The sequence below is a fragment of the Methyloligella sp. GL2 genome, assembly GCF_013341275.1.
Classification (GTDB): Bacteria; Pseudomonadota; Alphaproteobacteria; order Rhizobiales; family Methyloligellaceae; genus Methyloligella.
On sequence record NZ_CP054476.1, the window covers coordinates 1,629,164 to 1,651,591 of the forward strand.

Sequence of the window (22,428 nt, forward strand, 5' to 3'; positions counted from 1 at the left end):
GGATATTTCCGCAAAAGAGCCCCGCGGTTGAGGGCTCTTCTTCGCATTTGGGAGCTCAGTGGTGCAGGAGACGGTGAACCGCGTCCTATCGGCGGACGGCAACGAGGCTGGGGCCATCGCGCCGATCGAGGACTATCTGGCGGAGGTGCACGGGCGGATCTCGCAGATCCAGGGCGGAGCGGTCGCCGATTATATCCCCGAGCTCTCCAAGGCCGATCCGGAGGCCTTCGGCATCACCATCGCGACGGTAGACGGGCAAGTCTACAGCACCGGCGAGGTGGACGTTCCCTTCACCATCCAGTCGATCTCCAAGCCGTTCCTCTACGGTTACGCGCTGCAGCGCTATGGCCGCGAGGCGGTGCTGGAGCATGTCGGGGTTGAGCCGACGGGCGAAGCTTTCAACTCCATCGTCCTGGATCAGCGGCATAATCGCCCCTTCAACCCGATGGTCAATGCCGGCGCCATCGCGGTCGCCGAGCTGGTGGAGGGCGACACGCAAGAAGCGCGCATCGCCAATATGCTGGCGGTGTTCTCGGGCTTCGCCGGACGCAAGCTGGAGATCGACGAGGCGGTGTTCCGCTCCGAGCTGGCCACCGGCCACCGCAACCGGGCCATCGCCTATATGATGCTGAATACCGGCATGATCCGCCGCGACCCGGAGGAGGTGCTGGATCTCTATTTCCGGCAATGCGCCATCACCATCACGGCGCGCGATCTGGCGATCATGGCGGCGACGCTGGCCAATGACGGCATCAATCCGCTGACCGGCGAGAGCGTCATCTCGCCAGACAATGTGCGCGACGTGCTGACGGTGATGAATAGCTGCGGCATGTATAATTACGCCGGCCAGTGGTCCTACGAGGTCGGCATGCCGGCGAAGAGCGGCGTTTCCGGCGCGATCATCGCCGCGATCCCGGGGCAGGTCGGCATCAGCGTCTATTCCCCGCCCATCGATCAGCACGGCAACAGCGTGCGCGGGGTGGAGGTGTGCAAGGCGCTGTCGTCGGAATTCGAGCTGCACGCCTTCCATAACCGCACCAATGTGCGCGCCGTGGTGCGGCGGGAGTATTGCGGCGAGCAGGTCTGCTCCAACCGGCTACGGACGCCGGAGGAGCGGAATTTCCTGATCGAAGAGGGGGCGAAGATTGCCGTCATCGAGGCGCAAGGGGCGCTGTTCTTCGGCTCCACCGAGCAGCTGTTGCGCAGGATTGCCGCGCGCACCGAAGATGCCCGCTATGTGATCGTCGATTTCGGCCGGGTGCATCTGGCCGACGACTCCGCAGGCCGGCTGATCCGGCAGGCCGCCAAGTCGATGGCCAAGACCGGCACCGAGCTGGTTTTTTCCAACGTGCCGGCGGAAGGGCCTCTGAGCAGCCTTGCGACCTGCATCTCCGAGCTGGCGCAAAGCCAGGCCTTGCATTGTTTCGGCGATGTCGATGCGGCGATGGAGTGGTGCGAGGACCAGCTGCTGGATCGCTCGCGCCTGCACGTCTCCGACAGGAAATTCGCGCTGGCCCAGCTGGAGCTGTTCCGCGGGTTGAATGCGGAAGAATGCCATCTCTTGGAGCGGTTGGTGCGGCCGCTGATCTTCGAGAAGGGGGAGATCATTATCCGGGAAGGGGCGCCGGCGCGTCTGTTCTTCGTGCTCGCGCAAGGTAGCGTGGGCGTGGAGGTGCGCGGCCCTGACGGGGATGGCGAGGGGCTGCGCCGCGTCGCCTCCATCGGGCCGGGGCTGACCTTCGGCGAGATGGCGCTGCTCGACGGCGCCCCCCGCTCCGCCCGCGTCGTCGCCGACGAGAAAGTGGTCTGCTACGGGCTGCCGGTGGACGAGCTGCAGGAGCTCGGCGCCGAACACCCGAAGATCATGATCACGATCCTCAGCAATCTGACCCGGGAATTCTCCGAGCGCCTGCACCACGCCCATGAGGAGATCCGGGCGCTGGAATAGGGGCGGCTTCGGCGGCTAGCCGAAATCGGCGTGGCCGATATCGTGCGGGCTGTCCTCGATCTGCCAATGGCCGGGCCTTGCATCGGTGCCGAACTTTCGATGACGTAGGGCGGCCAGTGCGCGTCATCTCTCTGACCAGCGGCGGACCTAGGCGAAAATCGATATTTCCATCGCTGCGATGGTTGTTATGTCCTTAACTTCAACCTAAGATGGCTGTCGTCTCAATTTAAGTCTAATTGATGGACCGATGAGCGAAGAGTCTTCTAAGAATACGGACGAAGCAGAGGTTGTGGGCGGGGGGCTTGTCACCTTCGTTAAGGGAATTGTGTTCTGCGTTATAATTGCAATATGGTTTACATTTGGTCTTTTTGTTTCATGTGTAATGTATCTTAGAGTTTCTATCTTTGATTCTGTTGCTTCAGTTCTTTATCTTCTCGGGGGAGGTCGTTCATGGAACCTTATTGATTTGGAGAAGTCAGCTTATTATTGGCGATATGAGCTGACTTTGCTCTACAATCAGGTTATGCAAGCCAGCTTATATCCGGTAGATATGCTTAAATTTTCCGGTGTTAAGAATTTATTGTCTCTCGCTCTATTTGTAATGGGGTTTGTGTTTAGTGTAGCATTTCTTGTATATTTAACGTCTACACTTTTTGCATTTTTATTGTATTTTTTGATATTGGCGGCCTTTTTCTTCCCATTATTGGCGCTTGGTTTGGGAATTGTAATTCAGCTCCTTGCCATTTTTCTTGCGATTTTGCTAGTTTGGATTCCCTTTTTCATTAGTACGATAAGTCTTATTGTTTATGAGCAGGTTTCAAAATCGTTCGGTATATATGATGACGACGTCAATTATTCATTGATAGATTTTTCATTTCGGTGGCCTGTACTGTTTTTCGATTATTACAGGTTCGATCAGAAAAATTCGCCAGCGCCTGATAGGTTTGATCGGATAATATCTGGGATAAAAGTTGTAGTTCTCTCTGCAACGATATGGTCTGTTATTTTTGCGGCTGTATTATATGTTCCGATACTTATATTGACTGCTATATTTTTTGGAGGACTTGTCTGGTTGGAGTTTTACTCCAGACGAGCATTGTAAGGTCACGCCAAGGAGGGTACTCGATTAAATCGGCCTAGCCGAAATCGGCGTGACCGATTTCTTGCGGGCCGTCCTCGAGCTTCCAGTGGCCGGGCTTGGAATCGGTGCCGGCATATTGCGCCACCAACCCCAGAAATTCGCTGCGGGGCACTTCGTGGAAGCCCTGCTCCAAGGTGGTCGGCGTCGCCCATTTGTTATCGCAGAGCTTGAAGCCCCATTTCGCCAGGTGCCAGGCGAGCACCGAGAAGCCGTATTTCGAGGCGTTGGAGACGCGGGTGAACTGGGATTCGATCACGAACATGCCGCCGACCGCCACGCCATAGCCGCCGGCGATCAGCGCGCCGGTCTCGTCCCAGACCTCGTAGCTATGAGCATGGCCTGCATCGTGCAGCGCCGCATAGGCGTGCATGATGCGCGGGGTGATCCAGGTCAGCGGCGGCCGGTTCTTGCGCGGCGCGGCGCAGGCGGCCATCACGCCATCGAAATCGCTATCGAAGGTGACGCGCCAGCGGTTCTGGCGCAGCATGGCGCGGACCCGGCGGGAGATGTGATAGCTCTCGAAGGAGAGCACGCAGCGCTCTTTCGGCGTCATCCATTTCAGCGGGCCGTAATGGCCGTAGGGGAACAGGCCGCTTGCGTGGGCTTCGAGCAGCACCGGCACCGACATGTCGGAGACGAAACCGGCGAACTCCGAATCCCATTTTGGCTTGGCCGGATCGGGCAGGGCGGCGCGGTTGCCGCGGAGCCATTGGTCGAGGCAGAGTGCGCCCAAGGGAAGAAGGTTGGCGGCGCGCTTGGGCCGCAGCGCCCAGACCGTGCCGAGGGCGATACGGCGGAGGCGCTGCTTCGGCGTCTCGCGGAACAAGCGTTTGCGCCGCTCGCCTCGGGGCTGGCCAGCGGTCCGCGTGAGCGGCCATCCCGCCGACAGCGCGACGGCAATTTCAACCTGTCGTTGCATCTGCCCTCCACCCCTCCACTTTTAAGGCATTAGCTTAACCTTACCGGGCAAGTTACCACAATAACTGGCAATAATAGCTCGTTACCCGTGCGGCACTTTGTGAACATGCTTAACGGGAGAAACGGCGCCTATTGCACCCAGTTGACGGCGGCGGGCAAGCGCGCGACGCTCCCCCTGGTTGATTTGAGATGAGTCGGGACTTGACCGCCTTTGGCAAGGCCCGGGGGAAAGGTCTTGATGCGGCTTGGTTTTATCCTGACCGTGTTGACGCTGTTTTGTCCTGGATTGGCGCATGCCGACGAGGCGGCTGTGGCGCGGGGGCAGGCTTTCGTCGAATCCCATTGCGCACGCTGTCATGCAATCGGCCCGGAGGGGGAAAGCCCGATGGCCGAGGCGCCGCCTTTCCGTACACTGAAGCAGCATTATCCGGTGGATTCCTTGGCCGAAGCGCTTGCGGAAGGGATCGTCACCGGACATCCCGACATGCCGCCTTTCGAGCTCGATCCGCACCAGATCAACGACATCATCCTTTATCTCGACACGTTATAAACGGCCGGCATCTCGGCCCGTGAGGGAGGCTTCATGACGTTCAGGACCATCCCGCCGATCCTTGGTCTGCTATTGTCGTTCGCTGCCGTGCTTTTGGTGCCGGCGGCCTCCGCGCTTGCAGCCGACTCGATCAAGGCGAAGCAGGGCAAGGAGATCGCGGAGCGCTGGTGCTCCAGTTGCCACTTGGTCTCCACCGACCAGAAGCAGGCCGGCGCGGTGGGAACGCCGAGCTTCATGGCGATTGCCGCGAAATACGACGGTGCGGTCGATGTGCTGCAGGGCTTCCTGATCGAGCCGCATCCGCCGATGCCCGACATGGCCTTGACGCGGCGGGAGATCCAGGACCTGATCGCCTATATCGCCAGCCTCAAGCCGGCGTCCGAAACGCCGGCGGAGTAACCCCGGCAAGGCGCGGACAGGAGAGGCCGACGAGAGGGGCGGAAAAGCGAGGACCGGATGAGCTATCATTTTTCCCGCACGATCGATGCGCCGTTCGACGCAGTGGTGGCGCGGGTGATCGCGGCGCTGAAGACGGAAGGTTTCGGCGTGCTGACCGATATCGACGTCTCCGCCACGATGAAGGCGAAGCTCGGCGAGGATTTCCGCCCTTACCGCATTCTCGGCGCCTGCAATCCGAAGCTGGCGTTTCACGCGCTTCAGGTTGAAGACAAGATCGGCACCATGCTGCCCTGCAACGTCATCGTGCAGCAGACGCCGGATGGTGCGGTCGAGGTCTCGGCCGTCGATCCGGCCGCCTCGATGCAGGCGGTGGACAATCCGGCCCTCGCGCCCGTCGCCAAAGAGGTCGGCGGTAAGCTTCAGCGTGTGATCGATGCCGTCTAACCTCTTATTTCCTCTGCCGAAATCGTCACTGGCTGCGGGCGTGGATCGGTGCGCTCGACCGCCGCGGCGGGACTGTTACGAAACCATCAAATAGAGAGACTAGGACTGTTCGCCGATTGACACCCATAGGCGGGGGAACCGACGTGAACAAATCTTTGAACACCCTATCTCTTTTTGCATTTTCCATGACCGCGCTGGTGGCGCTGGCCGGTCCAGCTTCGGCGGCTGGCCCGATTCTGGTCACCAATGGCGAGGACAGCGGCGAGGGCTCCTTAAGGGCGGCTCTGGAGCAGCTGAGCAAGGACGACGCGCCGGGCCAGATCTTCCTGGTCACCAAGGACGACATCAAAATCGAATCCGGCCTCACCTATGGCGGCAAGGCGCCACTGGCGATCTTCGGCCAGGGCCAGACCGTGAAATCCAGCGCCGACGAGACCGTGCTGACCTTGAGCGAAGGCGCCGATCTGACGGTCAGCGATCTGAACTTCTCCGGCCCCGACAATTTCGACATCAAGCACCGGGGCAAGGACGGCAAGGGCATCTTCATCGATGTGCGCGACGACCAGACCGGCACCGTGTCGCTCAAGCTGGACAAGGTGAAAGTCTCGGGCGTCTCCTATCACGGCATCCACGTTTCCGACTGTAACCTAGCCGACGATTGCGGCAGCGGCCGCGGCGGCGCAGGCGGCGGTTCGCCGGCTTCCATCGACATTCACCTGACCGAAGTCACCATCGAAGATGCCGGCAATGGCCGCTTCGATGCCGACGGCCTGCGCGTCGACGAGCGCGGCCCCGGCGATATCCGCTTCTACGCGCAAGGCTCGACCTTCACCGATGTCGGCGCCGACGGCGTGGAGCTGGACGAGGGCCAGGAGGGCAGCGTGGTGGCGACGGCGGTCGATTCCAAGTTCGACGAGAACGGCGCCTATTGCGATCCGAAGATCCTCGATGCCTTCATGCCGGAAGAGGATGAGGGCGAGTTCGAGGACGAGGAGAAGGTGACCGAGGCGGATATCCCGGCCGCGGTCAAAGGCTCGCCGGACGATGCCTGCTTCGAGCGCGAGGTCGAGCTCTACGACTCCGGCAACGTCAAAGAGTTCGAGATCGGCATCGACACCGATGACGGGTTCGATATCGACGAGGCCGGCCCGGGCGATCTGATGGCCCTGATCATCGGCGCCAGCGTGCGCAAGAATCTCGACGAAGGCATCGACTTCGGCGAGGAGAACGAGGGCGATGCCAAGGTCGCCATCTGGCGCACCACGACCAAGGACAATCACGACGACGGCATCAAGATCGTCGAGAGCGAGGATGGCAGCCTGCAATCTCTGCTTGAGGACGTCACCTCCAAGGACAATGGCGGCAACGGCGCCGCTTACAAGGAGTATGACGCGGGCAATCTCGACGTGATGGTGAGCGACAGCAAGACCGCCGACAACGACGACGGCGATCAGACCGGCCTGAAACTCACCAAGTATGACGGCGGGGAGGGCACCCTCACCGTGCGCGATTCGGAGATCGAGGACGGCATCAAGGCGAAAAACGTCAAGGTCGTCGAAGACTAGGGGAAGTTATCCCCTATCGCGAATGTTCGGCCGGGGGCCTTGGCAGACAAGGCTCCCGGCCGATTTGCGTCTTGCGGCGGGCTTGGCGCCGGGCCGCCGTAACGCCGTTTTTGGTGCTTGGGCAGGCCGAGCCATGTTATTCTAGGGCTTGGTTTGGGGCTTGCTAAACGGGAGGCAGCAGCCATGGCGGATACATCGGAAGTTCATGTCGGCGTTTCGGAGAACCGGACCTGGTTCTTCATCTTTGGTATTTTACTGCTCATTCTCGGGGTGCTGGCGATCGCATTCCCGTTCATCACAACTATCGCAGCGAAGATTTTTCTCGGCTGGCTGTTTCTGATCGGCGGTATCGTGCAGATTTTCCACGCGTTTTCGTCGCGTGGCTGGAGCGAGTTCTTCCTCAATCTGCTGATGGGCATTCTCTATCTCATCGCCGGGGCGTGGCTCGCCTTCTTGCCGCTTTCGGGCATCATCACGCTCACCATCTTCCTGGCGGTGATGTTCATCGTGCAGGGCGTGATCGAGATCGCCATGGGCTTCCGCATGCAGCCGAAGAGCGGCTGGGGCTGGATGCTGTTTGCCGGCATCGTCGCCGCCGCGGTCGGGATCTTGATCCTGGCGGGTCTGCCGAGTTCGGCGACCTGGGCGATCGGGCTTCTGGTCGGCGTGAACCTGATCATGACCGGCTGGGCTTATCTGCTGCTGCCGATGATGGCGAAGGCAGCCGACTAGCCGAACAAAACACTGCCCGCGCTCCGGCGCGGGCAGCCTGCGCTTTTTTAAGGGAGGCAGCACATGTCGGTGGCATTCAGCGATCTTGTGGTTTGGCTCATTATCGGCGCCTTGGCCGGATCCCTTGCCGGGATGGTGGTGAAGGCGGGGTGGGAAGGCATCGGCCGCTGGACCAGCCTTGGCGTCGGCCTGGTCGGCGCGATTATCGGCGGCGGCATCTTCCGGCTGTTCAATATCGCCCCGGGACTCGATTCCATCTCGGTCTCGCTGCGGGACGTTCTGGCGGCCTTTATCGGCTCGCTGATCTTCCTGGTGATCCTCTGGATCGTCCGCAAGCGCCGCGCGGCTTGAGGGGCTAGCGGTCTGCGAAGGGGGGCGAGGATCTTGAAGCTGGGAAATGGTGCCGGCTGGAGGATTCGAACCCCCGACCTACTGATTACAAATCAGCCGCTCTACCAACTGAGCTAAGCCGGCTTTTGGTGTCGCGCCGCCGAGTATGGTGCGCGCGCCTTGTATCCCGGTAAATGGGGCGCGGACTTTTACACCAAAACATCCCCGAAGGGTCGCCCCACGAAACGCCTGGATAGCGGGGGCTGGGGCACAACTCAAGCCTCTCTGCATTGCTATTCCGATATTATCGCGCTTGGTGCTTCGGGTGTCTTCCGGGTGCATCTTGGCCCCGTGAGAACCCCGCAATTGCCGGCTTTGCTGCAATTTTTGCATCCCCGATGAGAAATCCGGGCTTTCGCTTGGCTTCCTGGCGCGGTATTTGCGGAGCCGACAGCGTCGTCTCAGGGCGGAACAGCCCGGTTTCGGCGATGGGTTCGATGAGGAGCGTTGCGGGTGCGCCGGTGGGCTAGACGGTGCGTTGAGGCGCAGGCTGAGCCAAACATCAGCAGTCTCAAGAGGATGAGAGGATCAGGTAATGGGGTTTGAGAGATTTGGGCGCATCGCGCGGCGCAAGGTTGCCGGCCGGAGCGCCGGGCTTCTGGCGGTTTCGTTCGGTGCCCTGGTGGCGCTGAGCGCGCCTTCGATGGCGCAGTCGATCGCAACGCCGGTGGGTGCGAGCGTGACCCTGCCGGGCGGCGCCTCTTCGCTGACGGAGACCCATGAGGACTGGACCGTGAGCTGCCAGGTGCAGAACAACGAGAAGCGGTGCCTGTTCAGCCAGACCCTCGGCAATCAGCAGACCGGGCAGCGGGTGCTGAGCATCGAGCTGCGGCCGCAAGACAATGGCGAGGTGCAGGGCGTGATCCTGGCGCCGTTCGGCCTGCGCCTCAGCGACGGCGTGACCTTGAAGGTCGACGACAAGGCGATCGGCGATCCGGTGCCGTTCAGCACCTGCATGGAGGCGGGCTGCCTGGTGCCGGTGACGCTGGATTCGTCGACGCTGGGCACGGTCTCCGGCGGCGAGAAGATGACGGTCAATGCGCTGAACAGCGCCAACGGCCAGCCGGTGGAGCTGACGCTCTCGCTGAAGGGCTTCACGGCGGCGATGAACCGCGCTAAGGAGCTGATGCAGTAGCGCTTGCTTAGGTTTCCAGGAAAAGCTTCGCCTTCGCCCGGACTCAGAGCCCGGCGCTAGAAGGTCGAGAAGCGATAGGTGACATCGCCGAAGACGCCGATGCGTTCGCTGGTGAAGTCCTGCAGATCGACGGTGGTGCCGGTGTGGACAAACTCCGAATCCCCGTCGGTCTTGGCATACCAGTAGCGCACGCCGCTGGAGATCGCCCAGTTCTCGTTGATGTCGATCTGGGCGGAGCCTTCCAGCTGATAGCCCCAGCCGGTCCCGCTATCTTTGATATTCGGCGTCGGGCCGAGATCGCGGCGCAAATGGTGGCTGTCGTCGTTCCATAGATAGGCGACCGGCAGAAACGCGGCATCGCCTATCAGGGTGATGCGGTCGAGGAACTTCACCTTCACTTCCGCGCCGAGGCGGAGCGAGGCCCAATGGACTTCGTTGGTGATTACCTTGGTGCCGAAGGGCACGGCGACGGAGCCGGGCGGTCCGCAGTAGATCCCGCCAACCTGGTCGGGGTTGCAGCGGACGCCATAGGCATCGGCGGTTTCCTGCCAGTAGTTGAAGCCGATCAGCGGATTGATCTGCAGCTCCGGCCCGCCCGTGGCGATGTTGAATCGCTTGGCGAGATCGAGGGTGCCGTAGAGCATGCCGTCGCCGTCGATGCTGCTATAGGTGTCGGAGAATTTCACCTGGCCGGCGAAATAGTCCTCATCGTCCAGGCTGCCGCCGTCGATCCAGCCGCCGCCGACGAAGCCCTTGAAGATGGTGTCGGTCTCGTTGGCGGCGCGGAAGGTGAACTCGATGGTGTCGCCCTGCATGCCGTCGTAATCGAGGGTGGAGGTGGGGCTGCCGTAGAAGTCCGGGGCCAGGCGGCTGGAATCGATGTCGAAGCGGGTTTTGCCCTCGCTGTGCCAATAGCGCAGGCCGAGCTGGAAATTGGGCTCGACGCTGGGCGGGGGTGGGATATAGACCGCTTCGGATTCGCCGCCATAGACTGGAACCGGGCCGCCGACTAGCGGTCCGCCAACTTGCGCACTTGCCGGCGTGCACCAGGGCACGAGCCCCGCAGCGGCAAGCGCGGCGGTGCAAAGCCAACCCCTGTTCATTCCCTCACGTCTCCCGATTCTCGATTGCTTTGGCTTGTCCGAGAGTGGTCAGAGAGGGGTTAAGGCGGGCTTAAAGCCTGTTTCAGATTGGAACGGCCCGGCTGCACGCGGCGAGCCGGGCCATAAGATCGTTCATGAGATCGATCGCGAGACCGGTCGCGGATTAGCGCCGGCGGCTGGCCAGAAGACCGGCGATAAAGGCGACCGCCAGCAGGGTGATCGGGCTGGTCTGGCGCATGGCCTTGTTCAGGCTCTCGTCCAGCATGGCGAGCCCCTCGGTGCCGGCTTCGATGGCGGCTTGCGGCTCGGGCTTGCGCTTCTTCTCTCCGAAGGCGGGGAGCAGCAGCAGGAGCAGGACGCCGATTGCCAACAGCGATCCGGCGACCAGCCCTGCGGCGGCCAGCGGGGTGAACTCGCAGACCGAAATCAGAGCATTATAGCCGGCCAGCAGCCCGAAGATCAGAGCCAGCAGCAAGAAGATCAGCGCGACGACGACCACAAAGGTCTGGCGCTTGATCGCATCCGCCTTGGCTTTGATGCGGGCCCCGATCTCGAGGCCCGAGACGAGCCTCATGACGGTGCGGAGCATGGAGCGTCCTTCCTAGCGGCGGGTGAAGACGCCGAACAGGAAGCCGAGCCCCGCCGCGATGGCGATGGCCTGGAGGGGATTTCGTCTGATGGCGTCCTCCGCCTCGGTGGCCGTTGCCTTGGCTTTGTCCTGGGCGCGGCCCATCTGGCGGTTGGCAATGCCGGAAACGGTGTCCTTCAGCCCCTGAATCTCTTCGCGAATCGAAGCGATGTGATCGGAGAGCTCGCCGATCTCCGCATCGGTCACGCCAGCGGCAGCGGCCGTCTTCTTGGCCGTCGAACGCATGTCATTATCGGACATCCCTGAAATCCCTTCCTGCAGTATAGAGTCTTCCGAACAACTTGCGGCCCGGCGCTCTGTTCCATGAAATCCAACACTTCCGCAGCTTGCGGAGCCAAGAGTGTCGCAGATGAATATTGCGATCCGATTAGCGCGATACTTCGAAAACGAGCGCACCGGCGTGATCGCGTAAGCGTCCAAATGTCCGCGATCGGCGCTTTCCCCGGCACGCTTATGGCAGTAGAGTCCGCAGCAGACGCAGGGGCGCAGAATTGAGGGGGTAAGATGCAGGCGAAATCGCGAAGCTATCGCGGATCCCATCCAATCTGGCTCGCAGCCGCGGGAGCCGTTCTCGTCGGCTTGTTCATGCTCGCCGGTATGCCGGACGCCAAGGCCAACGGCGCCTTGGGGGCGGCTTCTGCGGGGCTTGAAGCGCAAACTGCCGAGGCGGGCCAAGGGCTCCGTCACCGGGTCTGGTTCCATCACCGCAAGAAGCCGCAGGCGCTTTACTGCGTGGACAATAACTATTGGTGGTACTACCGGCCCTACAACACCAAGGGCGGCCAGCCGGTGAGCGAGGCCTATGCCCGCTGCATGCCGTACTTCCATTACACGGAAGAGGCTTATGGCGGCGCCCCGCAAGGCCCGGTGAAATAGCGCGCCGAGACCGACTCCGGAATCGGGTCTCGAATAGGTCTTTCGTGCCAAAGCGGGGCAGGGCTTAAGCGCCGGTCAAGCTAGATTTCTATTGCAGTTCCACTGTTAACATCGCCGAGAGTGGCGGCGACTTAACTTGCTGAGACCTTCGGCTGGCCGAGGAATTGGTCCTGCCGGTTCGACGGGGTCTTGTCTTGTTGGAGTCGCGTGATGAAGTTTGTCCTGAGTCTTGCTGCGTTGCTCGGCCTGGTGCTCGCCGTCAACCTGGCAGCGAGCGATAGCGCCGAGGCCCGCTGCTGGAAGCGCTGCCGCGGCGTTGTCGTCGTGCCGGTGGCTCCGGTGCCGGCCTACCGGTCCCCGCCCGTAATTGCGGTGCCCGCGCCGCATCCGATCCCGCGCCGCGAGCCGGTGCGCTGTGGCGGATGCTACGCGTCGTATGTTTATCCGAACTACAATCCGCCCGGCACGATCTATGCCTATGGCGGCCGCTGCGGTGTCGGCGTGCGCTGCTATCCGCGCCGGGATTGCTGGTATGACGGTTACGGGCGCCGCTTCTGCAATTAGCGCCTGAATATGATTTAAGGGAGGGGCCATGGCTCCTCCCTTTTTGCTTGTTGTGCGCGCCGTTTAGAGCGCGCCACCGAAGACGTCAGGGATGCGCGATGGATTTCCTTGCCCGTTTGACGATCACGGTTTTGACGGCTCTGGCGCTTGCCTCCGCTTTGGGATTGGCGGCAAGCGCAGCGGACGCCCCGGCCGTGGCGGATGTCTGCAGCGACACCGGGTCTTACGCGCTTTGCACCTCGGCGAAATGCATTCCCGATCCGCGCGCCCCCGACAAGACGGCGATCTGCTCTTGCGAGGTGACGTCGGGTCCGAATTTCGGCACCGTGCCTTGCGACGCGCGCAAGCCCACGGAGGAGGGCGGCAAGACCGTTGCGGTGATGTCGCTCTATTCCTTCGCCCAGGCGCCCACCAAGCCGCTGATGGCCTGTCCTTCCGGCAAGCCCTGGACCGACTGCCTGAACAAGCCCTGCCGGGTCGACCCGTCCAATCCGCTCAAAGCCATCTGCTCTTGCGCGATCGAGACCACGGGCGCTTTCGTCACCTATGGCGGGTCCTGCAATACGCTGACCTGCGATACCGCTTATTGGTCGGCCGCGACGGTGGCGAGCTTCGAGCAGGGCAGCCAGGAGCTGGTCGAAGCGATGCAGCTGCAGAAGAGCCCGGTGACCTACTGTCCCTCGGCCGACCGCGCATTCCAATCCAAGAAGTGACCGTGCGGCGGGCTGGCCGCCGCTTGGGTCAGGTCCGCTTCGTCGCCGAACGCGCCCAATGCAGCGCGATGGCGCCGGCATTGGAGACGTTGAGGCTGGCGAGCGAATCTTCGGTGCTGATGCGGCAGAGCTGATCGCAGGTCTCGCGGGTGAGCTGCCGCAGGCCCTTGCCTTCGGCGCCGAGCACCAGGGCGACCGACGAAGGCGGGGTTTCGCCCTCCAGCGCCGTGGCGCCTTGCTCGGCGAGGCCGACCAGCCAAAAGCCTTTCTTGCGAATCGCTTGCAAGCTTTGGGCGAGATTTCCCACGAAGATCACCGGTACCAGATCCAGCCCGCCGCTGGCGGATTTCGCCAGGGTGCCGTTCAGAGGCGGGCTGTGGCGCTCCTGCATGATCACGGCACCGGCGCCGAAAGCGGCCGCGGAGCGGAGCAGGGCGCCGACATTATGGGGGTCGGTGAGCTGGTCCAGCACCAGAACGAGGTCCGAGCCGTCGATCTCGTCCAGGCTGCGTTCAGGCAGGGGGCCGGCCTCGAGAATCACCCCCTGATGCACCGCATCCGGCCCCACCAGCTTGTCGAGCTGCTTGGGCGGGGCGGTCTCGACCGGGATTTTCCGTTGTTCGATCGCCTCTTGCAGGCGCTGGCTGGCATTCGGGGTTGCGATCAGCCGGTGCACCGGGCGGTCGAAATTGCGCAAGGCGGCTTCCACCGGATGGATGCCGTAAAGCAGCACGTTGTCGCCGCCGGGTCGTCCTGCGGCCGGTTTCCGCCGCTCTCCGCCCTTTTGAAACCGTTGTTTTGCGCCCCTATTCGCCCCTTTGCCCCGGCCCTTTGCCGTCTTCGGGGAGGGGATTGGTGCATTGCGTCCCATTTTCGCCTCGTCGCCGCGCCATTATCGCGGAATGCCTGTAATCGCGTCTCCCTGCTCATTTGCAGGACGAATTTCGGCGAGACAAGGCCGATTTGGAGTTGACACAGCGCTCTCCCCTTTCCATAAACCGAAGTCTTTCAACGGGACCCTGCAGGCCACCGGCGGGTTCTTTTTGCGTGGTTTGAAGACAAGTCCGAAAAATCATCTTCGAGGAGGGGTGCCCGAGTGGCTAAAGGGGACGGGCTGTAAACCCGTTGGCTATGCCTACGTTGGTTCGAATCCAACCCCCTCCACCACCCTTTCGCGCGGATGGAGGCGGGTGTAGCTCAATGGTAGAGCAGCAGCCTTCCAAGCTGACGATGAGGGTTCGATTCCCTTCACCCGCTCCAATTCAAGGAGCGCCGGAAGGAAAGAGTGGCGGCGAGATGAAAACGGACCGATAAGGTCGAGAGACGAGACGAAAAGCGGCGATACGACAAGGCGTTACGAAGCGAGGCGGTAAAGACGGCAACCCCCGACGGATCATAGGAGTGTAGCTCAACTGGCTAGAGCACCGGTCTCCAAAACCGGGGGTTGGGGGTTCGAGTCCCTCCACTCCTGCCACGGCGTGGAGGTGAATACCCAAAGCTCGTTGCAGCCATTGAGGCGCACTTGAAGAGAAACCGGCCCCAGCGCTCCCAATCTTGGCGGTGATGCGCAAGGGCAGGGGCGTGAAGAGCCTGAGGCCGCAAAAGGCAAACAGCGATGCGGGGCCCGCATCGAGGAAGACAGATCTGACGATGGCGAAGACAAATCCGTTCGAGTTCTTGCAGGAGGTGCGGACCGAGGTCTCCAAGGTTACTTGGCCGACCCGCCGGGAGACCGTCATCACCACGATCATGGTGGTGATCATGTCGATCCTGGCTGCGCTGTTCTTCCTGGCCGCGGATTGGATCTTGAGTGAGCTGGTGAGCCTCGTGCTCGGATTTGGGATTTAGGGGCCTGATCGATGGCAATGCGCTGGTACATCGTTCACGCCTATTCGAATTTCGAGCGGAAGGTCGCCGAGTCGATCAAGGAGCGTGCCGTTTCTGCCGGGCTTGAGGACAAGCTCGAGCAGGTTCTGGTGCCGATGGAAGAGGTGGTGGAAGTCCGGCGCGGCCGGAAGGTCAACGCCGAGCGGAAGTTCTTTCCCGGCTATGTGCTGGTGAAGATGGAGCTCAGCGACGACACCTACCACCTGATTAAGGATACGCCCAAGGTCACCGGGTTTCTGGGGACCGACAACAAGCCGGTGCCGATCACCGAGGCCGAGGCTGGGCGCATCCTGCAGCAGGTGCAGGAAGGTGTGGAGCGGCCGAAGCCTTCCGTCACCTTCGAGATCGGCGAGCAGGTGCGGGTGTCCGACGGACCCTTCGCTTCGTTCAACGGTCTGGTGGAAGAGGTCGACGAGGAGCGGGCGCGGCTCAAAGTGGCGGTTTCGATTTTCGGGCGCGCGACCCCGGTCGAGTTGGAATATGGGCAGGTCGAGAAGCTCTAAGAGCGAGTCGGCAAGCCGAAATAGCACGTCATGCCCGGTCTCGAGCCGGGCATCCAGGGCGGAAGGCCAAGGAGCGCGAGGCTCTGGATTGCGGGGTCAAGCCCGGCAATGACGGAATAAGGACGAGAGTGAGATGGCAAAGAAGATCGATGGCTATATCAAGCTGCAGGTCCCGGCGGGCCAGGCCAATCCGGCCCCGCCGATCGGTCCTGCGCTCGGTCAGCGCGGCGTGAACATCGCCGAGTTCTGCAAGCAGTTCAACGCTGCGACCCAGGACGTAGAAGGCGGCTCGCCGCTGCCGACGGTGATCACGGTCTATGCCGACCGTTCCTTCAGCTTCGAGACCAAGACGCCGCCGGCCTCTTATCTCCTGAAGAAGGCAGCGAAGGTCGGCAAGGGCTCGCAGACGCCGGGCCGCACCTCGGCCGGTAAGGTCTCCGAGGCGCAGATCCGCGAGATCGCCGAAGCGAAGATGAAAGATTTGAACGCGAACACGGTCGAGCAGGCGATGAAGATCGTCGAGGGCTCTGCCCGTTCGATGGGTCTGCAGGTGGAGTAGGACAATGAGCAAGCCTGGCAAACGTTATCGCGCCGCGGCCGAAGGGGTCGATAGTCAGACGCTGTACTCGCTGGACGAGGCGGTGAAGATGGTCAAGAGCGGCGCCAAGGCCAAGTTCGACGAGACCGTCGAGGTGGCGATGAATCTGGGTGTCGATCCGCGTCACGCCGATCAGATGGTGCGCGGTGTGTGCCAGCTTCCCAACGGTTCGGGCCGGACGCTCCGTGTCGGCGTGTTCGCCAAGGGCGACAAGGCCGATGAGGCCAAGGCCGCCGGTGCCGATGTGGTCGGTGCCGAGGATCTGGTGGAGCAGGTGCAGGCGGGCAAGATCGAGTTCGATCGCTGCATTGCAACCCCCGATATGATGCCGCTGGTCGGCCGTCTGGGTAAGGTGCTCGGCCCGCGCGGCCTGATGCCGAACCCGAAAGTCGGCACGGTGACCGCCGATGTCGCCGAAGCGGTGAAGGCTGCCAAGGGCGGTGCGGTCGAGTTCCGCGTCGAGAAGGCCGGCGTGATCCATGCCGGCGTCGGCAAGGCGAGCTTCACCGAAGAGGCGCTGGAGCAGAATATCCGCGCTTTCGTCGATGCGGTGATCAAGGCAAAGCCTTCGGGCGCCAAAGGAACCTTTCTTAAGCGTCTCGCGCTGACCTCGACCATGGGTCCTGGCGTGCATGTCGAGACCTCGAAGATTGGTGCGTAATTGGAGTTTCGGGGCGATGAGCCCCGGGAGTTGGGCCGGCCCGTAAGGGGCGGCCCGAACCTGTCCGAGATTGCAGGTGTGGAACACGCTTAAGTCCTTGCGGACGCGCATTTAGCGAAAACGCACGGGGCCTGCATGAGACGGGGAGACGAACGGTTCACAGGGCGAGGGGTTATATCCTCGTCCCGGGAGATCGGTTTGAACCTCGGATACGGCTTACGTGCTCTTCGGAGCGCAAGCGGACAGGCATTGGAGCGTCGCTTGGAAGGGCGAGGCGGCTTCTTTGCAGGGCCGCTTTTTGCGTTTCCGGCGGCAGGTGAAACGGCCGGAGAGTTCTTCGGCCATACCTACGGAGTGAGCAGTGGATAGAGCTGAGAAGCGCGAAGTCGTTGCGGCGCTTCACGATGTCTTCGCCAATACCGGCGTGGTCGTCGTGGCTCACTATGCCGGCCTGTCCGTCGCCAAGATGACCGAACTCCGCCGCAACATGCTTGATGCTGGCGGAACGGTCAAAGTGGCGAAGAACAGGCTCGTCAAGCTCGCGCTGGAAGGAACCGATGCCACGGGTATTGCGGATCTGATGCAGGGACCGACCTGCATCGTCTATTCCGACGATCCCGTCGCAGCGCCGAAAGTGGCTTCCAAGTTCGCCAAGGATAACGAGCAATTCGTGATCCTCGGCGGGTCGATGGGCACCACGGTGCTGGATTCCAACGGTGTGAATGCACTTGCTTCCTTGCCCTCGCTCGATGAGCTGCGCGGCAAGCTGGTTGGTCTGTTGCAGGCGCCGGCGGGCAAGATCGCCCGCGTGACGAATGCACCGGCTGGGCAGCTGGCGCGTGTGCTTAGCGCTTACGCGGAGGCCGGCAAGGCGGCTTGACGACAACACGTACGTGACTTGCATCACTGACGAGATTTGAACCGACAAGGAAAAGTCAAAATGGCTGATTTGGAAAAAATCGTTGATCAGCTCTCGGAGCTGACGGTGCTCGAGGCCGCCGACCTGGCCAAGATGCTGGAAGAGAAGTGGGGCGTTTCCGCCGCTGCCCCGGTGGCCGTTGCCGCCGCTGGTGCTGGTGGTGGCGAAGCTGCCGCCGCTGAGGAGAAGGATGAGTTCGACGTCGTCCTGACCTCTGCTGGCTCCCAGAAGATCAACGTCATCAAGGAAGTCCGTGCCATCACCGGTCTTGGCCTGAAAGAGGCCAAGGATCTGGTCGAGGGCGCGCCGAAGCCTGTCAAGGAAGGCGCCGGCAAGGACGAAGCCGAAGAGATCAAGAAGAAGCTCGAAGACGCAGGTGCGACTGTCGAGCTGAAGTAGTGGGTTGAAAAACCTCCGGACGGGCACCATATGTGTCCGTCCGGTCAACCCACCGAAATTGAAATTAGACGTCTCACCTGAGGTTCCGCAAATTGCGGGGTCTCCGGCGAGCCGTCTTACGAGCGCAGGAAGAGGACTCTATGGCCCAGCAGACGTCGAATGGTCATAAGCGTTTGAGAAAAATGTTCGGTCACATCCGTGAAGTGGCCGAAATGCCGAACCTCATCGAGGTTCAGAAACAATCATACGACCAGTTTCTCATGGTCGATGAGCCCGAAGGCGGGCGCTCCGACGAGGGGCTGGAGGCCGTGTTCCGCTCGGTCTTCCCGATCAAGGATTTCGGCGACCGGGCCCAGCTCGAATTCGTCGGATATGCCTTCGATCAGCCGAAATACGATGTCGAGGAGTGCCAGCAGCGCGACATGACTTTCGCCGCGCCGCTGAAGGTGACGCTGCGTCTGATCGTCTTCGATGTCAACGAAGAGACCGGCGCCCGCTCCGTGAAGGACATCAAGGAGCAGGACGTTTATATGGGCGACATGCCGTTCATGACCTCGAACGGCACCTTCGTGATCAACGGCACCGAGCGCGTGATCGTCTCCCAGATGCACCGCTCGCCAGGCGTGTTCTTCGATCACGACCGCGGCAAGACCCATGCCTCGGGCAAGCTGCTGTTCGCCGCCCGCATCATTCCGTATCGCGGTTCCTGGCTCGACTTCGAGTTCGATGCCAAGGACATCGTGCATGTGCGTATCGACCGGCGCCGCAAGCTGCCGGTGACGACGCTGCTTTATGCGCTTGGCCTGGAGGGTGAGGAGATCCTCTCCACCTTCTACGACGCCATTGCGTTCAAGGCGAGCAAGGACGGCTGGAAGATGCCGTTCAACCCGGATCGCATGCGCGGCATCAAGCCGATGACCGACCTGATCGACGCCAAGACCGGCAAGGTCGTGGTCGAGGCCGGCCGCAAGATCACCGCACGCCTGGCCCGCAAGCTGGCCGAGGAAGAGGGCGTGAAGGAGCTGCTGGTCCAGGACGAGGATCTCTATGGCCGCTATCTGGCCGAGGAGGTGCTGAACCCGGAGACCGGCGAGATCTACGGCGAGGCCGGCGAAGAGATCGACGAGAAGCTGCTCGCCACCCTGAAGGATCTGGGTCTGAAGGAGATTCCGATCCTCGATATCGACCATGTCAATATCGGCGGCTTCATCCGCAACACGCTTGCGGCGGACAAGAACTCCAATCCGGAAGAGGCGCTGCTCGACATCTACCGCGTGATGCGGCCGGGCGAGCCGCCGACGCCGGAAGCGGCCCAGACTCTGTTCAACGGGCTGTTCTTCGATGCGGAGCGCTACGATCTTTCCGCGGTCGGCCGCGTGAAGATGAATATGCGCCTCGATCTGGAGTGCGAGGACACCGTCCGCACCTTGCGCAAAGAGGACATCCTGGCGGTCATCAAGACCCTGGTGGATCTTCGCGACGGCAAGGGCGAGATCGACGATATCGACCATCTCGGCAACCGGCGCGTGCGCTCGGTCGGCGAGCTGATGGAGAACCAGTACCGTCTGGGTCTGCTGCGCATGGAGCGCGCCATCAAGGAGCGCATGTCCTCGGTCGATATCGACACGGTGATGCCGCAGGATCTGATCAACGCCAAGCCCGCGGCTGCCGCGGTGCGCGAGTTCTTCGGCTCCTCGCAGCTATCCCAGTTCATGGATCAGACCAACCCGCTGTCGGAGATCACCCACAAGCGGCGCCTGTCGGCGCTTGGCCCGGGCGGTCTGACCCGCGAGCGGGCGGGCTTCGAGGTGCGCGACGTGCATCCGACCCACTATGGTCGTATCTGCCCGATCGAGACGCCGGAAGGTCCGAATATCGGCCTGATCAACTCGCTGGCCACCTTTGCGCGGGTGAACAAATACGGCTTCATCGAGAGCCCCTACCGCAAGGTGATCAAGGGCAAGGTGAGCGATGAGGTGGTCTATCTCTCCGCCATGGAGGAGGCCCGCTACATCATCGCCCAGGCCAATGCCGAGCTGAACCCGAACGGCACCTTCGCCAATGAGCTGGTGACCACGCGCCATGCCGGCGATGTGGAGCTGACGCCGGCCGAGCAGGTGGATCTGATCGACGTGTCGCCGAAGCAGCTTGTGTCTGTGGCCGCGGCGCTGATCCCGTTCCTGGAGAACGACGACGCCAACCGCGCGCTGATGGGCTCGAACATGCAGCGTCAGGCCGTACCGCTGGTTACGGCGGAAGCGCCGTTTGTCGGTACTGGCATGGAGCAGGTTGTGGCCCGCGACTCCGGTGCCGCGATTGCGGCCCGCCGCGCCGGTATCGTCGATCAGGTGGATGCCACCCGTATCGTCATCCGCGCGACGGAAGAGACCGATCCGTCCAAGTCCGGCGTCGACATCTACAACCTGCGCAAGTTCCAGCGCTCGAACCAGAACACCTGCATCAATCAGCGGCCTCTGGTTCGCGTCGGCGACTTCGTGCCGAAGGGCGGTATCGTGGCGGACGGTCCCTCGACCGATCTGGGCGAGCTGGCCTTGGGCCGCAACGTGCTCGTCGCGTTCATGCCGTGGATGGGCTACAACTTCGAGGACTCCATCCTGATCTCCGAGCGCGTGGTGCGCGACGACGTGTTCACCTCCATCCACCTTGAGGAATTCGAGGTGATGGCCCGCGATACCAAGCTCGGGCCGGAGGAGATCACCCGCGATATTCCGAACGTCTCGGAAGAGGCGCTGCGCAATCTCGACGAGGCCGGCATCGTCTATATCGGTGCCGAGGTGCATCCGGGCGACATCCTGGTCGGCAAGATCACGCCGAAGGGCGAGAGCCCGATGACGCCGGAAGAGAAGCTGCTTCGCGCCATCTTCGGCGAGAAGGCCTCCGATGTCCGCGATACGTCGCTGAAGCTGCCGCCCGGCGTTGCCGGCACGGTGGTCGAGGTGCGCGTCTTCAACCGCCACGGCGTGGAGAAGGACGAACGCGCCATGGCGATCGAGCGGGAAGAGATCGAGCGTCTCGCCAAGGACCGCGACGACGAGCTCGCGATCCTCGACCGCAACGTGTTCGGCCGCTTACGCGACGTGCTGCTGCACAAGCAGGTCGCCAAGGGGCCGAAGGGCTTCGCCAAGGATGCCAAGATCACCGAGGCCATGATCGATGAGGTCGATCGCCACCAGTGGTGGGAGATCGCCCTCAAGAACGAGAAGGCCATGGAAGAGGTCGAAGGGCTTCGCCGTCAGTATGACGATGCCCGTAAGCGCCTCGAGCAGCGTTTCGTCGACAAGGTCGACAAGCTGCAGCGCGGTGACGAGCTGCCGCCCGGCGTGATGAAGATGGTCAAGGTCTTCGTCGCGGTGAAGCGGAAGATCCAGCCCGGCGATAAGATGGCCGGCCGTCACGGCAATAAGGGCGTGATCTCGCAGATCCTCCCGATCGAGGATATGCCGTATCTGGAGGACGGGACGCAGGTCGATATCGTGCTGAACCCGCTCGGCGTGCCGAGCCGCATGAATGTCGGTCAGATCCTGGAGACCCATCTGGGCTGGGCTTGCCGCGGCCTCGGACACAAGATCGGGCTGGCGCTCGACGAGTATCACGAGACCAACAAGCTGAAGCCGGTCAAGGATACGATGAAGGAGATCTACGGCAGCGATCCCAAGCTTGCCGAGCTCGACGACAATGCGCTGGTGGAAGCGGCCGAGCTGCTCCGTCCGGGCGTGCCGGTGGGAACGCCGGTGTTCGACGGTGCCCACGAGACCGACGTGACCGCGCTCTTGGAGCAGGCGGGCCTCGACGGGTCGGGGCAGGTCACGCTCTATGACGGGCGGACTGGCGAGGAGTTTGAACGCAAGGTCACGGTGGGCTACATCTATATGTTGAAGCTGCACCACCTGGTCGACGACAAGATCCACGCGCGGTCCATCGGCCCGTACAGCCTTGTCACCCAGCAGCCGCTCGGCGGTAAGGCCCAGTTCGGCGGCCAGCGCTTCGGCGAGATGGAGGTGTGGGCTCTGGAGGCTTACGGCGCAGCCTATACGCTGCAGGAGATGCTGACTGTCAAATCCGACGACGTCGCCGGCCGTACCAAGGTCTACGAGGCCATCGTCCGCGGCGACGATACCTTCGAAGCCGGTATTCCGGAGAGCTTCAACGTGCTCGTCAAGGAGATGCGGGCGCTGGGTCTCAATGTCGACCTGGTCCAGCCCAAGCCTCAGGACGAGGCTTCGGACGCACCGCAGATTACGCAGCGCCCGGCGGCGGAGTAGCCGGGCGCCTGCGCCGTTTCGCGTGAATGCGGCGGCGCAGGCTTGAGACGA

Annotated in this window: 24 protein-coding genes and 4 tRNA genes; 22 read left to right on the forward strand and 6 right to left on the reverse strand. The window is 62.1% G+C overall.

Translation table 11 applies throughout. The features are described from left to right. Positions 1 to 61 precede the first annotated feature (61 nt). The gene (gene glsA, locus HT051_RS07645; protein ID WP_208454291.1) at positions 62 to 1,948 is read left to right on the forward strand and encodes a glutaminase A; all 1,887 of its coding nucleotides are present in this window, start codon (positions 62 to 64) and stop codon (positions 1,946 to 1,948) included. Between the two features lie 247 nt (positions 1,949 to 2,195). Next, complete coding sequence (locus HT051_RS07650) at positions 2,196 to 3,050, forward strand: hypothetical protein (protein ID WP_174541488.1); 855 nt, start codon at positions 2,196 to 2,198, stop codon at positions 3,048 to 3,050. 34 nt (positions 3,051 to 3,084) lie between these two features. Here HT051_RS07650 and HT051_RS07655 read toward each other — a convergent pair whose 3' ends face one another. Continuing rightward, a complete protein-coding gene (locus HT051_RS07655; RefSeq protein ID WP_174541489.1) occupies positions 3,085 to 4,008 on the reverse strand; it encodes a leucyl/phenylalanyl-tRNA--protein transferase in 924 nt (307 codons plus the stop codon). A gap of 237 nt (positions 4,009 to 4,245) precedes the next feature. On the opposite strand from HT051_RS07655, the gene HT051_RS07660 reads away from it, so the two are divergent. The 6 genes from HT051_RS07660 to HT051_RS07685 all read left to right on the forward strand — a co-directional run bounded on the left by HT051_RS07660 (position 4,246) and on the right by HT051_RS07685 (position 8,048). Then, on the forward strand, positions 4,246 to 4,557 hold the full coding sequence (locus HT051_RS07660; protein ID WP_174541490.1) for a cytochrome c: 312 nt from the start codon (positions 4,246 to 4,248) through the stop codon (positions 4,555 to 4,557). 33 nt (positions 4,558 to 4,590) lie between these two features. Continuing rightward, positions 4,591 to 4,956 carry a c-type cytochrome gene (locus HT051_RS07665; protein WP_174541491.1) on the forward strand — a complete coding sequence of 122 codons (366 nt, stop codon included), beginning with the start codon at positions 4,591 to 4,593 and terminating at the stop codon, positions 4,954 to 4,956. A 57-nt stretch (positions 4,957 to 5,013) separates the two neighbouring features. Then, entirely contained in the window at positions 5,014 to 5,400 is a 387-nt protein-coding gene (locus tag HT051_RS07670) for a DUF302 domain-containing protein (RefSeq protein ID WP_174541492.1), read from the forward strand. A gap of 185 nt (positions 5,401 to 5,585) precedes the next feature. Continuing rightward, positions 5,586 to 6,965, forward strand: coding sequence for a hypothetical protein (locus HT051_RS07675; RefSeq protein WP_174541493.1), 1,380 nt, complete (start codon positions 5,586 to 5,588; stop codon positions 6,963 to 6,965). A 183-nt stretch (positions 6,966 to 7,148) separates the two neighbouring features. After that, positions 7,149 to 7,697: an HdeD family acid-resistance protein gene (locus HT051_RS07680; protein ID WP_174541494.1), complete on the forward strand. Its 549-nt coding sequence runs from the start codon at positions 7,149 to 7,151 to the stop codon at positions 7,695 to 7,697. Positions 7,698 to 7,760: 63 nt separating this feature from the next. Beyond that, entirely contained in the window at positions 7,761 to 8,048 is a 288-nt protein-coding gene (locus HT051_RS07685) for a GlsB/YeaQ/YmgE family stress response membrane protein (protein WP_174541495.1), read from the forward strand. Positions 8,049 to 8,095: 47 nt separating this feature from the next. Here the strand turns inward: HT051_RS07685 and HT051_RS07690 are convergent. Continuing rightward, positions 8,096 to 8,171, reverse strand: a tRNA-Thr gene (locus HT051_RS07690). A gap of 451 nt (positions 8,172 to 8,622) precedes the next feature. Here HT051_RS07690 and HT051_RS07695 point away from each other — a divergent pair. Continuing rightward, positions 8,623 to 9,222 carry an invasion associated locus B family protein gene (locus HT051_RS07695; RefSeq protein ID WP_174541496.1) on the forward strand — a complete coding sequence of 200 codons (600 nt, stop codon included), beginning with the start codon at positions 8,623 to 8,625 and terminating at the stop codon, positions 9,220 to 9,222. Positions 9,223 to 9,278: 56 nt separating this feature from the next. On the opposite strand, the gene HT051_RS07700 is transcribed toward HT051_RS07695, so the two are convergent. From HT051_RS07700 to HT051_RS07710, 3 genes are all read right to left on the reverse strand, one after another. Continuing rightward, on the reverse strand, positions 9,279 to 10,325 hold the full coding sequence (locus HT051_RS07700; RefSeq protein WP_174541497.1) for a hypothetical protein: 1,047 nt from the start codon (positions 10,323 to 10,325) through the stop codon (positions 9,279 to 9,281). A 163-nt stretch (positions 10,326 to 10,488) separates the two neighbouring features. Further along, a complete protein-coding gene (locus HT051_RS07705; protein WP_174541498.1) occupies positions 10,489 to 10,914 on the reverse strand; it encodes a hypothetical protein in 426 nt (141 codons plus the stop codon). A gap of 12 nt (positions 10,915 to 10,926) precedes the next feature. Beyond that, complete coding sequence (locus HT051_RS07710) at positions 10,927 to 11,214, reverse strand: YqjD family protein (RefSeq protein WP_174541499.1); 288 nt, start codon at positions 11,212 to 11,214, stop codon at positions 10,927 to 10,929. A 264-nt stretch (positions 11,215 to 11,478) separates the two neighbouring features. Here HT051_RS07710 and HT051_RS07715 point away from each other — a divergent pair, with 264 nt between their 5' ends. The 3 genes from HT051_RS07715 to HT051_RS07725 all read left to right on the forward strand — a co-directional run bounded on the left by HT051_RS07715 (position 11,479) and on the right by HT051_RS07725 (position 13,127). Further along, on the forward strand, positions 11,479 to 11,850 hold the full coding sequence (locus HT051_RS07715; RefSeq protein WP_208454292.1) for a hypothetical protein: 372 nt from the start codon (positions 11,479 to 11,481) through the stop codon (positions 11,848 to 11,850). A 210-nt stretch (positions 11,851 to 12,060) separates the two neighbouring features. Beyond that, the gene (locus HT051_RS07720) at positions 12,061 to 12,414 is read left to right on the forward strand and encodes a hypothetical protein (RefSeq protein ID WP_174541501.1); all 354 of its coding nucleotides are present in this window, start codon (positions 12,061 to 12,063) and stop codon (positions 12,412 to 12,414) included. A 98-nt stretch (positions 12,415 to 12,512) separates the two neighbouring features. After that, entirely contained in the window at positions 12,513 to 13,127 is a 615-nt protein-coding gene (locus HT051_RS07725) for a hypothetical protein (RefSeq protein WP_174541502.1), read from the forward strand. Between the two features lie 28 nt (positions 13,128 to 13,155). Here HT051_RS07725 and rlmB read toward each other — a convergent pair whose 3' ends face one another. Beyond that, positions 13,156 to 13,998, reverse strand: coding sequence for a 23S rRNA (guanosine(2251)-2'-O)-methyltransferase RlmB (gene rlmB, locus HT051_RS07730; RefSeq protein WP_174541503.1), 843 nt, complete (start codon positions 13,996 to 13,998; stop codon positions 13,156 to 13,158). 211 nt (positions 13,999 to 14,209) lie between these two features. Here rlmB and HT051_RS07735 point away from each other — a divergent pair. From HT051_RS07735 to rpoB, 10 genes are all read left to right on the forward strand, one after another. Next, positions 14,210 to 14,294 (forward strand) — tRNA-Tyr (locus HT051_RS07735). Between the two features lie 19 nt (positions 14,295 to 14,313). Then, a tRNA-Gly gene (locus tag HT051_RS07740) sits at positions 14,314 to 14,387 on the forward strand. Positions 14,388 to 14,524: 137 nt separating this feature from the next. Next, positions 14,525 to 14,601: transfer RNA gene (locus HT051_RS07745), tRNA-Trp, on the forward strand. A gap of 176 nt (positions 14,602 to 14,777) precedes the next feature. Beyond that, positions 14,778 to 14,975 carry a preprotein translocase subunit SecE gene (secE, locus tag HT051_RS07750; RefSeq protein ID WP_174541504.1) on the forward strand — a complete coding sequence of 66 codons (198 nt, stop codon included), beginning with the start codon at positions 14,778 to 14,780 and terminating at the stop codon, positions 14,973 to 14,975. An 11-nt stretch (positions 14,976 to 14,986) separates the two neighbouring features. Continuing rightward, entirely contained in the window at positions 14,987 to 15,517 is a 531-nt protein-coding gene (nusG, locus tag HT051_RS07755) for a transcription termination/antitermination protein NusG (protein WP_174541505.1), read from the forward strand. Positions 15,518 to 15,650: 133 nt separating this feature from the next. Continuing rightward, positions 15,651 to 16,076 (forward strand): 50S ribosomal protein L11, encoded by a 426-nt coding sequence (gene rplK, locus HT051_RS07760; RefSeq protein WP_174541506.1) that lies wholly within the window; start codon positions 15,651 to 15,653, stop codon positions 16,074 to 16,076. Between the two features lie 4 nt (positions 16,077 to 16,080). Then, positions 16,081 to 16,776 carry a 50S ribosomal protein L1 gene (gene rplA / locus HT051_RS07765; RefSeq protein ID WP_174541507.1) on the forward strand — a complete coding sequence of 232 codons (696 nt, stop codon included), beginning with the start codon at positions 16,081 to 16,083 and terminating at the stop codon, positions 16,774 to 16,776. Between the two features lie 361 nt (positions 16,777 to 17,137). Then, the gene (gene rplJ / locus HT051_RS07770) at positions 17,138 to 17,656 is read left to right on the forward strand and encodes a 50S ribosomal protein L10 (protein ID WP_174541508.1); all 519 of its coding nucleotides are present in this window, start codon (positions 17,138 to 17,140) and stop codon (positions 17,654 to 17,656) included. A gap of 60 nt (positions 17,657 to 17,716) precedes the next feature. Beyond that, on the forward strand, positions 17,717 to 18,094 hold the full coding sequence (gene rplL / locus HT051_RS07775; RefSeq protein WP_174541509.1) for a 50S ribosomal protein L7/L12: 378 nt from the start codon (positions 17,717 to 17,719) through the stop codon (positions 18,092 to 18,094). A gap of 140 nt (positions 18,095 to 18,234) precedes the next feature. Next, a complete protein-coding gene (rpoB, locus tag HT051_RS07780; protein WP_174541510.1) occupies positions 18,235 to 22,377 on the forward strand; it encodes a DNA-directed RNA polymerase subunit beta in 4,143 nt (1,380 codons plus the stop codon). Positions 22,378 to 22,428: the final 51 nt, after the last annotated feature.